The following is a 13,084-nucleotide window of genomic DNA, read 5'->3' on the forward strand; positions in this document are numbered from 1 at the left end:
AAATATCAGAACAAAGAAGAAGCTGGATCCCCGCCTTCGCGGGGATGACACAGTGGATCAATCCAGTGCTTCCGCCATCTCGGCCAGTTCCAGCCAGCGCATCTCGGCCGCATCGCGTTCCGCGCGCGCATCGTCGATCGCCTTGGTCAGTGCGGCGAAGCGCTTGGGATCGCGCGTGTAGAGATCGGCATCCGCCAGCGCCGCTTCGTCGCGCGCGATCGCGGCTTCGATCTCCTCGATCCGGCCGGGCAGCAAGTCCAGGTCACGCTGGTCCTTGTAGCTGAGCTTGGTCTTCGCCCTGGCCGGCGGCGGTGGGGGTGGGGGCGCTGCCTTCGCCGCGCTCCGCGCAGGCTGAAGCCGCGCCTTGCGCTGGCGTTCCCAATCCTCGTAACCGCCAGCGACGATATCGACATGGCCCGATCCGTCGAGACCGAGCGTCACTGTGACGGTGCGGTCGAGAAAGTCGCGATCATGGCTGACGATCAGCACCGTGCCTTCATAATCGGCGATCACTTCCTGCAGCAGGTCGAGTGTTTCCAGGTCGAGATCGTTGGTCGGTTCGTCGAGCACCAGCAGGTTGCTGCGCCGCGCGAACTCGCGCGCGAGCAGCAGGCGCGAGCGTTCGCCGCCGGAGAGCGATCCGACCTTGGCGTCGGCCAAGCCAGGCTCGAACAGGAATTCCTTGAGATAGCCGATGATGTGCTTCTTGGCGCCGAGCACCTCGATCCAGTCGCCGCCGTCGGCCAGCACGTCGCGTACCGTCTTGTCGGGCGCCATCAGGCTGCGCTGCTGGTCGATGATCACGCCGTCGAGTGTCTTGGCGAGCTTGACGCTGCCTTCGTCGGGTTCGATCTCGCCGGTGAGCAATTTGAGCAAGGTGGTCTTGCCCGCGCCGTTGCTGCCGACGATGCCGATCCGGTCGCCGCGCTGGATGCGGAAGGAGAAGTCCTTGATCACTGCGCGCTCGCCGAAGCGCTTGGTGACGCCGACCGCGTCGATCACCGTCTTGGTGCGGACGTCGTCGGTGCCGATCGACAAGGCGGCAGTGCCGGCCGGGCCGAGCATCGCGGCGCGCGTGGCCCGCATCTCCTTCAGCTTGGCGAGCCGCCCCTGGTTGCGCCGCCGCCGGCCGGTGACGCCGCGCTGGAGCCAATGTTCCTCCAGCTTCAGCTTGGCGTCGAGCCGTTGGGCGTTGCGGGCTTCCTCTTCATAGACTTTCTCGGTCCAGGCATCGAAGCCGCCGAAACCGATCTCGTGCCGGCGCAGCGTGCCGCGATCGAGCCACAGGCTCTGCCGGGTCAGCCGGGTCAGGAAGGTCCGATCGTGCGAGATCGCGATAAAGGCGCCGCGATAGCGCCCCAGCCAATCCTCCAGCCAGTCGATCGCGGCGATGTCGAGATGGTTGGTCGGCTCGTCGAGCAGCAATATGTCGGGGTCGAAGGCCAGCGCGCGTGCGATCGCGGCGCGGCGGCGCTCGCCGCCCGACGCGGTGTCGGCGGGGCGACCGAGATCGATGCCGAGCTGGTCGGCGATCGCGGCGACGTCATGCGCTTCCGGTGGCATGTCACCCGACACCGCATAGTCCATCAGCGTCTTGTGTCCGGCCATGGCCGGTTCCTGTTCGAGCAGCACGACCTTGGTGCCCGGCACGATCGTCCGGCGTCCCTCGTCCGAATCGATCGCGCCGGCGATCAGCTTGAGCAGGGTCGTCTTGCCCGCGCCATTGCGCCCGATCAGGGCCAGGCGGTCGCGCGGGCCGACGAACAGGTCGAGATGGCGGAACAGCCATCCCGAACCCTGGATCAGGCCAAGATCTTCATAGGCAAGGACAGGGGCTGACATGGAATGCTCTGGAAACCTTGGAATCGAGGTGTGAAATCGCGGTTCGATGAACCGGCTATTCATGGCCTATTCAACGCTTTCTCCCTATGCCACAAGCCCATGAACGCAATGACTCGTCTTCTTCTATCGCTTGGACTCGCGCTTTCGACGGCGCTTCCGCACGTCGCCGCGCAGGCTCAGTCGCGTCGTGGCGATCAGGATTCGGCCTATGATGCGAGCCGCAAGGGGCAGGTGATGCCGCTGCATCGCATCGAGGCGATGGTGGTGCCCCGCTATGAGGCGAGCGGTGCGGCATATCTGCGCGCAAGCCCGGAATTCGACGAGGAGCGGGCGATCTATCGCCTCAAATTCCAGCGCGACTATAAGGTCTTCTGGGTCGAGGTCGATGCACGTAACGGTCGCGAAGTCGGCCGCTCGGGGCGTTAGGCTGCCAGGATCAGGCTCTAGGCCTTCGACAAGGTCCGCGTCCCCGGTGTAGGGTTGCGGTGAACACCCGTTTCAAAAAGGGGAAAAGATGCGCGTTTTGATCGTTGAGGACGAGCCGAGCCTCGGCCAGCAGCTCCGCAGCACGCTCGAGGGCGCCGGCTATGCGGTGGATCTCGCGACCGATGGCGAAGACGGCCATTTCCTCGGCTCGACCGAGAGCTATGACGCAGTGGTGCTCGATCTCGGCCTGCCCGAGATCGACGGCCTGACCGTGCTCGATCGCTGGCGCCGCGAGGGCAAGGTGATGCCGGTGCTGGTGCTGACCGCGCGCGACAGCTGGTCCGACAAGGTCGCCGGGCTCGACGCCGGCGCCGACGATTATCTCGCCAAGCCGTTCCAGTCGGAAGAACTGATCGCCCGGCTGCGCGCGCTGATCCGCCGCGCGTCGGGCAATGCCTCGTCGGAACTGGTGGCGGGCGATGTCCGGCTGGATACGCGGTCGGGCAAGGTCACGCTCGCCGGATCGCCGGTGAAGCTGACCGCGCAGGAATACAAGCTGCTGAGCTATCTGCTCCACCACAAGGGCAAGGTCGTCAGCCGCACCGAACTGATCGAGCATATCTACGATCAGGATTTCGATCGCGATTCGAATACGATCGAGGTGTTCGTGACGCGGATCCGCAAGAAACTGGGCCCCGATGTGATCACCACGATTCGTGGCCTGGGCTACAGCCTCGAGGATCCGGAGGCGTGATCACGCGCTCATGCTGACGGCAATTCATGCCGGCGCCGATGTCTGAAGCCGAAGCCGCCCCCTCGTCCGCCAAGCTGCCGAAGCAGCGCAACACGGGTTCGCTCAGCCGGCGCATGATCGGCGTTGCGGCGCTGTGGATCCTGCTGTTGCTGGTGGGCGGCGGCCTTGCGCTCGATCGCGTGCTGACCACTGCGATCACGCGCAATTTCGATGCGGGCATGGAATATGTGCTCAACTCGATGATCGCATCGGCCGAGATCGGGCCGGTCGGCGAAGTCCGCTTCAGCCGCCCGCTGGCCGATCAGCGTTTCCTCGAGCCCAATTCGGGGCTTTACTGGCAAGTCAGCGGCAAGGGCATCGAACCTTTCCCCTCGCGCTCATTATGGGACCGGCGCTTGCGCACGGGCGCGGCGCATCGCGATTCGGCGATCCACACCTATGACAGCAACGAATTCTCGGATCAGAAGCTGCGCGTGATGGAGCGCGACATCCAGTTGCCCGATTCGCCGATGATCTGGCGCTTCCAGATCGCGCAGAGCCGCGACGGACTCGACGACCAGATCCAGACATTGCGGCGCACATTGGTGCGCAGCTTCGCCTTGCTCGGCCTCGGCCTGATCGTCATGGCCGCGCTGCAGACATTTTACGGCCTGTGGCCGCTCAAGAAACTGCGCGAGGCGATCGGTGCGATGCGTGCGGGACGGACGAATCGCGTCGAGGAAGCGATGCCCGACGAGGTGCAGCCGCTGATCCAGGAATTGAACGCCCTGCTGGCGCACAATGAGAAACAGGCCGAGGAAGCGCGCGAGCATGCCGGCAATCTGGCCCACGCGCTCAAGACCCCGCTGACCGTGATCATGAATGCGGCGACCGCCCATGCCGCCGACCTGCCCGAGACCGTGATCCGCGAAGCATCGACCATGCGTCGCCAGGTCGATCACCATCTCGCCCGCGCCCGCGCCGTCGGCCGGCGTGGCCACGCCCATAGCCGCGCGGTGGTGTGGCAGAGCCTGGAAGCGGTGGAGCGCGCGGTAGGGCGGCTCTATGCCCATGTCCGCTTCGATATGGACGGACCGCGCGACCTGGCGGTTCATGCCGAGCGGCAGGATCTGGACGAGATGCTCGGCAATCTGATCGAGAATGCCGCCAAATATGGTGGCGGCAGCGTGTTCGTCACCGTGCAGCGCAGCGGCGACTATGTCGAATGCCTGGTTGAGGATGACGGCCCGGGCATCCCCGAGGGCGAGCGCCAGCGCATCTTCGATCGCGGCGTCCGGCTGGACACGGGCAAACCCGGCACCGGCCTCGGCCTCGCCATCGTGCGCGACGTGGCGGAGATCTATGGCGGCGCGGTCCTGCTTGAGGAAAGCGAGGATCTGGGCGGATTGATGGTGCGGTTGAGGCTGCCCGCCGCCCCCTGATTCCCGATTTAAAGCATCGCGCGGAAAAGTGGGGACCGGTTTTCCGCATCAAGCGATACGACAGCAAAGACCTACAGCAGGCTGCGCGATTCACACTTCGCGCAGCCTGCTGTAGAACTGCAATTCGCTCTATTCGCGCGACAGATCCTGGCGTGAGAACAGGATGATCGATGCGGCCAGCATGACGGCGGCCCAGAGCAGCAGCATCGCCGCGCCCGCGATCGCATCGACATATGCGCCGCCCTGCGCCCAGCCGCGCGCGAGATCGCCGGCATGCACGGGCAGCAGGATCGCGCGATTGATCCCGGCGGGGGGCTGGGCGAATGCGAGCAGCAGCGATTGGCCGAGCGAGAACAGAAAGGCCGGCATCGCACCGCCGAGCAGCGACCGCGTCGCCACCGCGCCCGCCATTGCGATCGCGCCGAGCGCGGCGAGTTCGGCCAGCGATGCGGCCCAGGTCGCGGCCAGCGCGGTCCAGCCCGGCCCATCGGTGACCACCCAGGCGACCGGCGCGCCCTTTGCGATGCTGCCGGCCAGTGCCGAGAAGAATTCGACACCGACGATCGCGGCCAGGCTTGCCGCCGCGCATATGAGATAGACGCTATATTTGGCGAGGATCAGGTTCGATCGCGCATTGCGCGGGGCGATCAGCCGCCAACTTTCCCAGCGATAGTCATTGGCGACCAGCGCTGCCGCGCCGATCGCGTAGAAAAGCTGCGCGATCGCGTTGCCGCCGGCCCCGAGCGAACGGATTGCGAGCCGGATCGGCTCGATCGTGGTCGGGACCGCGGATGTCTCGATCCTCACCGCAAGCTCGAGGCCCAGTCCGAAGATCAGGATGAACAGCGGCACGATCGCATAGGCCCAGAAAAGTGCGCGGGGATTGCGGATGGTCCGATACGCCTCGCCCGAAATGGCCTGGTGCAGCATCACTGGCCGGTCCTTTCGAAGAACAGGCTTTCGAGATCGCTCCGCACCCAGCGTGCTTCGCTGATCGCGACGCCCGCTTCGACCAGCGCGGCGATAAGGCCGGGCGCCGCCGAACGCGCGATCGGAACCAACAGCGCCTCGCCGTCCTGTCGGGCCCCTTGCCCGGCAATGGCGAGCGCCCGCTCCATTGGGACCGCGGAGATCCTCAATATCTCGTCCGACCCCAGCAATTCGCCGATCGGCCCGCTCGTCACCAGCCGGCCATGGTCGAGGATCGCGACATGGTCGCAGATCCGCTGCACCTCATCGAGCAGATGGCTGGACAGCAGCACGGTTGCGCCGTCGCGATCGGCGATATCGCGGACCAGCCGCCGGATATCCTGAATACCCGCCGGATCCATGCCGTTGGTGGGTTCGTCCAGGATCACCAACTCGGGCCCGCCGATCAGTGCGCAGGCGATGCCTAGCCGCTGTTTCATGCCCAGGGAGAAGCCGTCGACGCGGCGATGCGCCGCCTCGGCCAGTCCCACGCGTTCGAGCAGCGCTTCGGCATCGGGCGCGCCGATGCCCGCCGTCAATGCGACGCTGTGAAGCGTCTGCATGGCGTTCAGATAGGGGTGGAAGCGTGGTGCCTCAATGAAGCCGCCAACGCGGCGCAGCGTTTTTGCATCGACCGGCGCACCGAACAGCAGGATTTCGCCCGCGCTCGGCCGCACCAGATCGAGTGCGATTCGCAGCAATGTCGATTTGCCCGCGCCATTGGGGCCGAGCAGGCCGAAGACCCCGCCTCTGGGTATCCGAAGGTCGAGACCGGCAAGCGCGGACACCGCACCATAATGTTTGGCGACCGACCGCGCTTCGATGACCGCGTCGGTCATGGCGGATCAGCCGGCCTGCATGCCCTGATGGTGGCGGATCACTTCGTCGATGATGAAGCGCAGGAACTTCTCGGTGAAGTCGGGATCGAGATTCGCCTGCTGCGCAAGCGCGCGCAGCCGGGTGATCTGGCGTTCCTCGCGACCGGGATCCGCCGGGGGCAGGCCGGTCTGCGCCTTGTATTCGCCCACCGCCTGCGTGATCTTGAAGCGCTCCGCCAGCATGAAGACGAGTGCTGCGTCGATATTGTCGATGCTTTCGCGATAGCGCGTCAGCCGGTCGTCGGTCATGGGGCCTCCCTGTCCGCTCGGCTTTTCGGGGGAGCCGTCGGCGAAAGCAAGGCCATATTGCTTGCATATCGCAGCGCTCCGCGCCACATCGCGCCGCATGTCTGCAACCATCCACCGTCTCGCGCCCAACGGCCGCGTTCCTTCGCTCGAGCCGATGATGGCGCTGGTCGCCGGCGACCTCAATCAGGTCAACAGCGTGATCCTGGCGCGGATGCAGTCGGATATCCCGCTGATCCCCGAACTGGCCGGTCATCTGATCGCCGGCGGCGGCAAGCGGATGCGCCCGATGCTGACGCTCGCCTGCGCGCGGATGCTCGATTATGCGGGCACGCGGCAGCACAAGCTGGCGGCCTGTGTCGAGTTCATCCACACCGCCACCTTGCTCCATGACGATGTCGTCGACGGATCGGACCTGCGTCGCGGCCGGCGCACCGCCAACATGATCTGGGGCAATCCCGCGAGCGTACTGGTCGGCGATTTCCTGTTCAGCCGGTCGTTCGAGCTGATGGTGGAGGATGGCAGCCTCAAGGTGCTGCGCATCCTGTCCAACGCCTCCGCGGTGATCGCAGAAGGCGAAGTGAACCAGCTCACCGCGCAACGCCAGGTGGAGACGCGCGAGGATCGTTATCTCGAGATCATCGGCGCCAAGACCGCCGCGCTGTTCGCTGCCGCCTGCCGGATCGCGGCGGTCGTCGCCGAGCGCAGCGAAGCTGAGGAAGAGGCGCTCGACGCCTATGGCCGCAATCTCGGCATCGCGTTCCAGCTGGTCGACGACGCCATCGACTATTCCTCGGACGAGGAGACGATGGGCAAGGGTGTCGGTGACGATTTCCGCGACGGCAAGGTGACCTTGCCGGTGATCCTCGCGCATGCGCGCGGCGGTGAGGAAGATCGGAAATTCTGGCGCGATGCGATGCACGGCCATCGCATCAGCGATGCCGATCTGGCGCATGCAACCGCGCTTCTGGACAGCACCGGTGCGATCGCCGACACGCTCCAGCGGGCGCGCCATTACGGGCAGCGCGCGATCGATGCGCTCGGCCTCTTCCCGGCGAGTCAGGCCAAGGCCGCGCTGGTCGAGGCGGTCGAGTTCGCGATCGCGCGGGCCTATTGAGGCCGGGCCGATGATGCGCGGCACGGCGGCGGCGGCAAGCCCCGACGCCTATGTCTCCGCGCTGACCGGCTGGCAGCATATGCGCGTCGAGATGCTGCGCGCCGCGGTGAATGCGGGCGCCGCGTTCGACGAAATCATCAAATGGGGCAATCTGGTGTTCGTTTCGAACGGCCTGTGCATGCTGATCCGTGCCGAGGATCATCGCGTGCTGCTCGGCTTCTGGCGCGGCAAGCGGCTGACCCAGCTCGATTCGCGGATCAGGCCGAGCGGCAAATATGAGCTCGGCAATCTGGTGATGACGCAGGAGACCGAGGTCGATCCGGCCCAGATTACGCGGCTTGCGGCCGCCGCTGCGGCGCTCAATGCGGAATTGGGCGATCCCACCAGGCCGACACAGGCGCTCTGAACCGCGCCGCCATGACCGATCTTCCGATCCACGCCGTCCTGCCCGCACTGCTTGCGGCTTTGCGCGATGCGCCCAATTCGGTGCTGGTCGCGCCGCCGGGCGCGGGCAAGACCACCGCGGTGGCGCCGGCTCTGCTCGCCGAACCCTGGTGCACCGGCCAGATCCTGCTGCTTTCGCCCCGCCGCCTGGCTGCGCGCGCCGCCGCCGAGCGGATGGCGCAGCTTGCCGGCGAATCGGTGGGGGGCACGATCGGCTATGCGACGCGCATGGACAGCCGCCAGTCGGCGGCGACACGCGTCCTGGTGCTGACCGAAGGCATTTTCCGCAATCGCATCCAGGCCGATCCCGAATTGCCTGGTGTCTCGGCCGTGCTGTTCGACGAGGTTCACGAACGCAGCCTCGACAGCGATTTCGGCCTGGCGCTTGCGCGCGACGCGCAGGGCGGCCTTCGGCCCGATTTGCGCCTGGTTGCCATGTCGGCGACGCTCGACGGGGCACGTTTCGCGGCCTTGCTCGGCGATGCGCCTGTGATCGAGAGCGAGGGGCGCAGCTATCCCTTGACCCTGCGCCATATTGGCCGCCGTGCCGAGGCGCGGATCGAGGACGAAATGGCGGCTGCGATCCGGCGCGCTCTGGCAGAGGAGCAGGGCGGGGTGCTTGCGTTCCTGCCCGGGGTTGCAGAGATCGAGCGGACCGCGGAGCGGTTGACCGGATTGCCGGCGGATGTCGATCTCCACCGGCTGCACGGCACGCTCGACCCCGGCGCGCAGCGCGTGGCGATCGCGGCCGGGCCGGTGGGGCGGCGCAAGCTGGTGCTTGCCACCAGAATCGCCGAGACCAGCCTGACGCTCGATGGTGTTCGTGTCGTCGTCGATTCGGGGCTCGCCCGTCGCCCGCGTTACGATCGCGCGGCGGGCATGACCCGGCTCGTCACCGAACGCGCCAGCCAGGCATCGGTGACGCAGCGCGCCGGCCGCGCCGCGCGACAGGGGCCGGGCGTCGCGATCCGCTTGTGGGAGGAGGCTGCGACCGCCGGACTGCCACGGTTCGATCCGCCCGAGATACTGGAAGCCGACCTGTCGCCGTTGATGCTCGATTGCGCGCTATGGGGCGTGAGCGATCCGCGCAGCCTGGCCTGGCTCGATCCACCACCCGATGCCGCGATCTCCGAAGCGCGCAGACGGCTGGAGACGCTGGGGGCAATCGACGGCGACGGTCGCCCGACGCGCCATGGCGCGGCGCTTGCCAAGCTGCCCATGCCGCCGCGCCTTGCCCATATGCTGGTCGAGGCGGGTGCACGCGGTTGGGGACGGCTCGCCGCGCAGATCGCGGTGCTTTTGTCCGAACGTGGGCTCGGCGGGCAGGATGCGGATCTCGAATTGCGGCTGCGGCGCTGGCGGAACGAGCGCGGGCAGCGCGCCGAATCGGGGCGGCGACTGGCCGAACGATGGGCGAAACTCGTCGGCGGCGGCGCAAATGGGGGCGGAGGTGACGGAGAAATCGGTGCCTGTGTCGCGCTTGCCTTTCCCGATCGGCTGTCGAGGCGGCGCGGCAATGACGGTGCCGACTGGATCTCGGTCGGCGGTCGCGGTTTCCGGCTCGATCCGGCATCGCCGCTCGCGCGTGAGGACTGGCTTGCCGTGGCCGAGATCCAGGGCGTTGCGCAGGGCGCACGTATCCTGTCCGCCGCGGCGATCGATTTCGCGACGATCGAGGCGCTGTTCGGCGATCGCATCGAAAGCGGCGCGCATGTGAGCTTCGATCCGGCGACGGGGGGCGTACGGGCGCTGCAGGGGCGCTGGCTGGGCGCGATCCAGCTCGCCAAGGGGCAGGACGCCAAGGCCGATCCACAGGCGATCGCCGCGGCACTGGTCGAGGGTGTCCGCCTGCACGGCATCGATCTGCTGCCGTGGAGCGAGAATGCCCGGTCATTGCGCCGCCGCGCCGGGTTTGCCCGCCGCTTCGCGCCCGAATTGCCCGACCTGTCGGATGAAGCGCTGACGGTGACGCTCGATCAATGGCTGCCATCGCTGGCTGCCGGCAAGCGCCGCCTGTCTGAGATCGACGGTGCGGCGCTGTCGGGCACGCTTGACGCACTGCTTGGCTGGGACGGCCGCAAGCGTGTCGATTCGCTCGCCCCCGCCGAGTTCGCGACTCCGGCCGGCAGCCATCATGCGATCGATTACGAAGCCGAGGCCGGCCCGACCGTGACCGTCCGGGTCCAGGCGCTGTTCGGCCTTGCGACCCACCCCATGGCCGCGGGTGTGCCGCTGGTGCTCAGCCTCACGTCCCCCGCCGGCCGGCCGATCCAGACGACGCGCGACTTGCCGGGTTTCTGGGCGGGAAGCTGGCATGCGGTCGCCAAGGAGATGCGTGGCCGCTATCCCCGGCATCCCTGGCCCGAGGATCCCGCCGCCGCCAATGCGACGCTCAGGACCAAGAAGGCGGACGCGCGGCGTTGAAGCCGCGCCGTGCCCTGTGTATGGGGCTGGGCAAGGACAAGAGGGCAGACAGATGGCCGCACGGATTTACCAGCTTCCCAAGAACGCGATGCAGTCGGGCAAGGCACGCACGCAAAGCTGGGTGCTCGAGTTCGAGCCCGCCGAGCGCAAGCGGCCCGATCCGCTGATGGGCTGGGCCGGTTCGGGCGACACGCGCGAACAGGTGAAGCTGACCTTCCCGAGCGCGGAAGCCGCCAAGGCCTATGCCGATCGCGAGGGCATCGCCTGCCACGTCGTTCCTGCGCCGGGGCGGACTCTCAAGCTTCAGGCTTATGCGGACAATTTCCGGTAACGGGTTCGGTTGGTAGCGCCCTTCGGGTGTCATTCCCGCGAAAGCGGGAATCCAGCTTCTTCTTCTTTTTCCTGATGCTTCACGGAATAGCTGGATCCCCACTTTCGCGGGGATGACACGGTTGGCTGTGTCGCACGAGATTGACGCTTGTTTCGACCTGAGTTTTCAGGCTTCGCTGGAGTGATGGATCGGTTCAGCTCCCCAAAAGCCCCGGCCCAAGCAGGGTCAGCATCCTCACATCCATCATGCATCCCTCGGCGCGCTTCCCGGCGATGAAGTCGGCGATCTTCGACAGTTCCACCCGATGGACGGTGATGTTCTCGCCCTCGACGCCGCCGCCGTCGCCGACCTTTTCCAGACCGTGCGCACGCACCAGCGTGAAGGTTTCGGAAACCATGCCGGGCGACGAGGCGAAGCGGCCGACCGTTTCGATCCGTGCGGCGCGATAGCCGGTCTCTTCCTCCAGTTCGCGCCCGGCGGCGATCTCGATCGCTTCGCCCTCGGTCTCGTCGCCAACCAATCCGGCGGGCAGTTCGAGGCAATTGGCGGTGAGCGGCACGCGATATTGCTCGACCAGCAGGACATGACCGTCGTCGATGGCCAGGATCACCGCCGCTTCGATGCCGCGGACGCGAGAGACGAATTCCCACTTGCCCTGCGTCTTGACCGCGATGAAGCGGCCTTCCCATCTGGTCTCGATCGGTTCGTTCACAATTCTATCAGCCTGTCCGGGATTTCATTGGGATCGGTCGCATCCTTGGGGAAATGGGCGGCGAGGATCGCACCCACTTGCCGCACGGCCGCCGCCATGCCTTGGCCCGGGCGCCCGGCGCGGACTTCGTCGATCAATGCCGCCATCGCTTCGCCCCAGGCCTCCGACGGCACCGCGCGGTGCACCGCTTCGTCGGCGACGATCTCCGCCATATGCTCGCCCATGGACAGGTAGATCAGCACGCCCGTCTTCTTGGCGGTCCGGCTTTCTGCGCCGACCTTGAAATATTGGATCGCGCGGGCGTGGACGCGGCGAGCCTTGGTCCTGCGCGGGGTCAGCGCCAGCCGCAGCGGCATCCAGGCGAGGATGTAGCGGACCGCGAGGAATTTCACGGTAAGCACCGCGAAGACGATGGGCAGTATTTCACCGAGCGTGAATTCATGTTCCCAGCCATTCGCCATCCAGCTGAGGATGGCGATGATCTTCTCGGGAAAGATCGCGAGCAGCGCGAGCGCCAGGAACATGACGCCGATCGCCCAATGCAGCCCGGCATCGTGATATTTGTCCGACAGGTCGGTGACGATGGTCACGATCTCGCCATCGGTGCCGCGTTCGGCCTCGGATACGGCATTGCTGACCAGCGCATGGTCGGCTTCGCTCAGTCGGTTCACCTTGGCCATCACCAGCTCCCCGATGCGCCGCCGCCGCCGAACGACCCGCCGCCGCCCGAAAAGCCGCCGCCTCCGCTGTCCCATGACGAGCTGCTACTGCTGCTGCTGCTCCAGGAATCGCTGCTGGAGGATGACCCCCATCCGCCGGAGGGGCCCCAGATCACGACCGGCCCACGCCCGCCGCGATAGCGGCGACCCCGCAGGCCGCTGTACAATGTCGGCAATACGGTCATTGCGATCACGATCAGCCAGAAGAGCAGGATCAACGGGGATCCGCCGCCCTGGCTGCGCGTCTGTTTGTTTGCGGCCAGCAATTGCTGCTGGCGGGCCGCGGCTTCCTCGGGTGGCAGGCCGATCTGCGTCATGACCGCATCGGCGCCGGCGATGATTCCGCCCGGCATGTCGCCGCCCTTGAAGCGCGGCAGGATCTGCTGGTTGATGATCAGGCTCGACAGCGCGTCGGTCAGGATCGGTTCCAGTCCATAGCCGACCTCGATCGCCACTTTGCGCTCATTGGGTGCAATCAGCAGGATGACGCCGTCATTCTCCTTGGTGCCGATCCCCCAGTGGCGGCCAAGCTGATAGCCATAGTCGCGGACCTCAAAACCCTTGAGATCGGTGATCGTCGCGACGACGAACTGTCGCCCGGTTGCTTTTTCGAGGGCATCGGATTGCGCGCTGATCTGCTGCACCTGATCGGGCGACAGCAGCCCGGCCTGATCGACCACCCGGCCTTCCAGCTTCGGGAAAATATCCGGTGGAACGGTCTGCGCGTGCGCTGCGGGCATCAGCAATACGAACAGGAACGCGAACAGGACGGACAGGCGCATCATGCGGCTTTCTTCCTGA

The 13,084-nt window shown here is 66.4% G+C and carries 14 protein-coding genes; 7 read left to right on the forward strand and 7 right to left on the reverse strand.

Annotated features, from left to right (window positions below; translation table 11 throughout):
* Nucleotides 1–57 precede the first annotated feature (57 nt).
* On the reverse strand, nt 58–1,842 hold the full coding sequence (locus AC3WN8_RS18765) for an ABC-F family ATP-binding cassette domain-containing protein (RefSeq protein ID WP_492670998.1): 1,785 nt from the start codon (nt 1,840–1,842) through the stop codon (nt 58–60).
* Nucleotides 1,843–1,950: 108 nt separating this feature from the next.
* On the opposite strand from AC3WN8_RS18765, the gene AC3WN8_RS18770 reads away from it, so the two are divergent.
* From AC3WN8_RS18770 to AC3WN8_RS18780, 3 genes are all read left to right on the forward strand, one after another.
* Complete coding sequence (locus AC3WN8_RS18770) at nt 1,951–2,268, forward strand: hypothetical protein (protein ID WP_492670999.1); 318 nt, start codon at nt 1,951–1,953, stop codon at nt 2,266–2,268.
* Nucleotides 2,269–2,356: 88 nt separating this feature from the next.
* Complete coding sequence (locus AC3WN8_RS18775) at nt 2,357–3,022, forward strand: response regulator transcription factor (RefSeq protein ID WP_492671000.1); 666 nt, start codon at nt 2,357–2,359, stop codon at nt 3,020–3,022.
* A gap of 38 nt (nt 3,023–3,060) precedes the next feature.
* Nucleotides 3,061–4,443, forward strand: coding sequence for a sensor histidine kinase (locus tag AC3WN8_RS18780; RefSeq protein WP_492671001.1), 1,383 nt, complete (start codon nt 3,061–3,063; stop codon nt 4,441–4,443).
* Nucleotides 4,444–4,572: 129 nt separating this feature from the next.
* On the opposite strand, the gene AC3WN8_RS18785 is transcribed toward AC3WN8_RS18780, so the two are convergent.
* From AC3WN8_RS18785 to AC3WN8_RS18795, 3 genes are read right to left on the reverse strand one after another with little or no spacing between them, the layout of a single operon-like run.
* Nucleotides 4,573–5,376 (reverse strand): hypothetical protein, encoded by an 804-nt coding sequence (locus AC3WN8_RS18785; RefSeq protein WP_492671002.1) that lies wholly within the window; start codon nt 5,374–5,376, stop codon nt 4,573–4,575.
* A complete protein-coding gene (locus AC3WN8_RS18790; protein ID WP_492671003.1) occupies nt 5,373–6,251 on the reverse strand; it encodes an ABC transporter ATP-binding protein in 879 nt (292 codons plus the stop codon). Before AC3WN8_RS18790 ends, AC3WN8_RS18785 begins: the two co-directional genes overlap by 4 nt.
* A gap of 6 nt (nt 6,252–6,257) precedes the next feature.
* On the reverse strand, nt 6,258–6,539 hold the full coding sequence (locus AC3WN8_RS18795) for a chorismate mutase (RefSeq protein WP_492671004.1): 282 nt from the start codon (nt 6,537–6,539) through the stop codon (nt 6,258–6,260).
* Nucleotides 6,540–6,636: 97 nt separating this feature from the next.
* On the opposite strand from AC3WN8_RS18795, the gene AC3WN8_RS18800 reads away from it, so the two are divergent.
* Genes AC3WN8_RS18800 through AC3WN8_RS18815 form a run of 4 tightly spaced genes read left to right on the forward strand, consistent with a single transcriptional unit; the run spans nt 6,637 to nt 10,852 of the window.
* Nucleotides 6,637–7,653, forward strand: a complete 1,017-nt coding sequence (locus tag AC3WN8_RS18800; RefSeq protein ID WP_492671005.1) for a polyprenyl synthetase family protein — start codon at nt 6,637–6,639, stop codon at nt 7,651–7,653.
* Between the two features lie 10 nt (nt 7,654–7,663).
* Complete coding sequence (locus AC3WN8_RS18805) at nt 7,664–8,059, forward strand: DUF1801 domain-containing protein (RefSeq protein WP_492671006.1); 396 nt, start codon at nt 7,664–7,666, stop codon at nt 8,057–8,059.
* A gap of 11 nt (nt 8,060–8,070) precedes the next feature.
* Entirely contained in the window at nt 8,071–10,521 is a 2,451-nt protein-coding gene (hrpB, locus tag AC3WN8_RS18810) for an ATP-dependent helicase HrpB (RefSeq protein WP_492671007.1), read from the forward strand.
* 52 nt (nt 10,522–10,573) lie between these two features.
* Entirely contained in the window at nt 10,574–10,852 is a 279-nt protein-coding gene (locus AC3WN8_RS18815; protein ID WP_492671008.1) for an ETC complex I subunit, read from the forward strand.
* 193 nt (nt 10,853–11,045) lie between these two features.
* Here the strand turns inward: AC3WN8_RS18815 and AC3WN8_RS18820 are convergent, their stop codons facing one another.
* From AC3WN8_RS18820 to AC3WN8_RS18830, 3 genes are read right to left on the reverse strand one after another with little or no spacing between them, the layout of a single operon-like run.
* Entirely contained in the window at nt 11,046–11,564 is a 519-nt protein-coding gene (locus AC3WN8_RS18820) for an NUDIX hydrolase (protein WP_492671009.1), read from the reverse strand.
* A complete protein-coding gene (locus AC3WN8_RS18825) occupies nt 11,561–12,244 on the reverse strand; it encodes a TPM domain-containing protein (RefSeq protein ID WP_492671010.1) in 684 nt (227 codons plus the stop codon). The genes AC3WN8_RS18820 and AC3WN8_RS18825 overlap by 4 nt, the downstream gene beginning before the upstream one ends.
* The gene (locus AC3WN8_RS18830) at nt 12,244–13,068 is read right to left on the reverse strand and encodes a TPM domain-containing protein (protein WP_492671011.1); all 825 of its coding nucleotides are present in this window, start codon (nt 13,066–13,068) and stop codon (nt 12,244–12,246) included. The genes AC3WN8_RS18825 and AC3WN8_RS18830 overlap by 1 nt, the downstream gene beginning before the upstream one ends.
* Nucleotides 13,069–13,084 lie beyond the last annotated feature (16 nt).

The sequence above is a fragment of the Sphingobium sp. FW305-3-2-15-F-TSA7 genome (genome assembly GCF_058787155.1).

What these genes read in the sequence shown, in the direction of transcription:
- AC3WN8_RS18765 (WP_492670998.1), bottom strand. Translation starts at nt 1,842, where the DNA reads ATGTCAGCCCCTGTCCTTGCCTATGAAGATCTTGGCCTGATCCAGGGT.
- AC3WN8_RS18770 (WP_492670999.1), top strand. Translation starts at nt 1,951, where the DNA reads ATGACTCGTCTTCTTCTATCGCTTGGACTCGCGCTTTCGACGGCGCTT.
- AC3WN8_RS18775 (WP_492671000.1), top strand. Translation starts at nt 2,357, where the DNA reads ATGCGCGTTTTGATCGTTGAGGACGAGCCGAGCCTCGGCCAGCAGCTC.
- AC3WN8_RS18780 (WP_492671001.1), top strand. Translation starts at nt 3,061, where the DNA reads ATGTCTGAAGCCGAAGCCGCCCCCTCGTCCGCCAAGCTGCCGAAGCAG.
- AC3WN8_RS18790 (WP_492671003.1), bottom strand. Translation starts at nt 6,251, where the DNA reads ATGACCGACGCGGTCATCGAAGCGCGGTCGGTCGCCAAACATTATGGT.
- AC3WN8_RS18795 (WP_492671004.1), bottom strand. Translation starts at nt 6,539, where the DNA reads ATGACCGACGACCGGCTGACGCGCTATCGCGAAAGCATCGACAATATC.
- AC3WN8_RS18800 (WP_492671005.1), top strand. Translation starts at nt 6,637, where the DNA reads ATGTCTGCAACCATCCACCGTCTCGCGCCCAACGGCCGCGTTCCTTCG.
- AC3WN8_RS18805 (WP_492671006.1), top strand. Translation starts at nt 7,664, where the DNA reads ATGATGCGCGGCACGGCGGCGGCGGCAAGCCCCGACGCCTATGTCTCC.
- hrpB (WP_492671007.1), top strand. Translation starts at nt 8,071, where the DNA reads ATGACCGATCTTCCGATCCACGCCGTCCTGCCCGCACTGCTTGCGGCT.
- AC3WN8_RS18815 (WP_492671008.1), top strand. Translation starts at nt 10,574, where the DNA reads ATGGCCGCACGGATTTACCAGCTTCCCAAGAACGCGATGCAGTCGGGC.
- AC3WN8_RS18825 (WP_492671010.1), bottom strand. Translation starts at nt 12,244, where the DNA reads ATGGCCAAGGTGAACCGACTGAGCGAAGCCGACCATGCGCTGGTCAGC.
- AC3WN8_RS18830 (WP_492671011.1), bottom strand. Translation starts at nt 13,068, where the DNA reads ATGATGCGCCTGTCCGTCCTGTTCGCGTTCCTGTTCGTATTGCTGATG.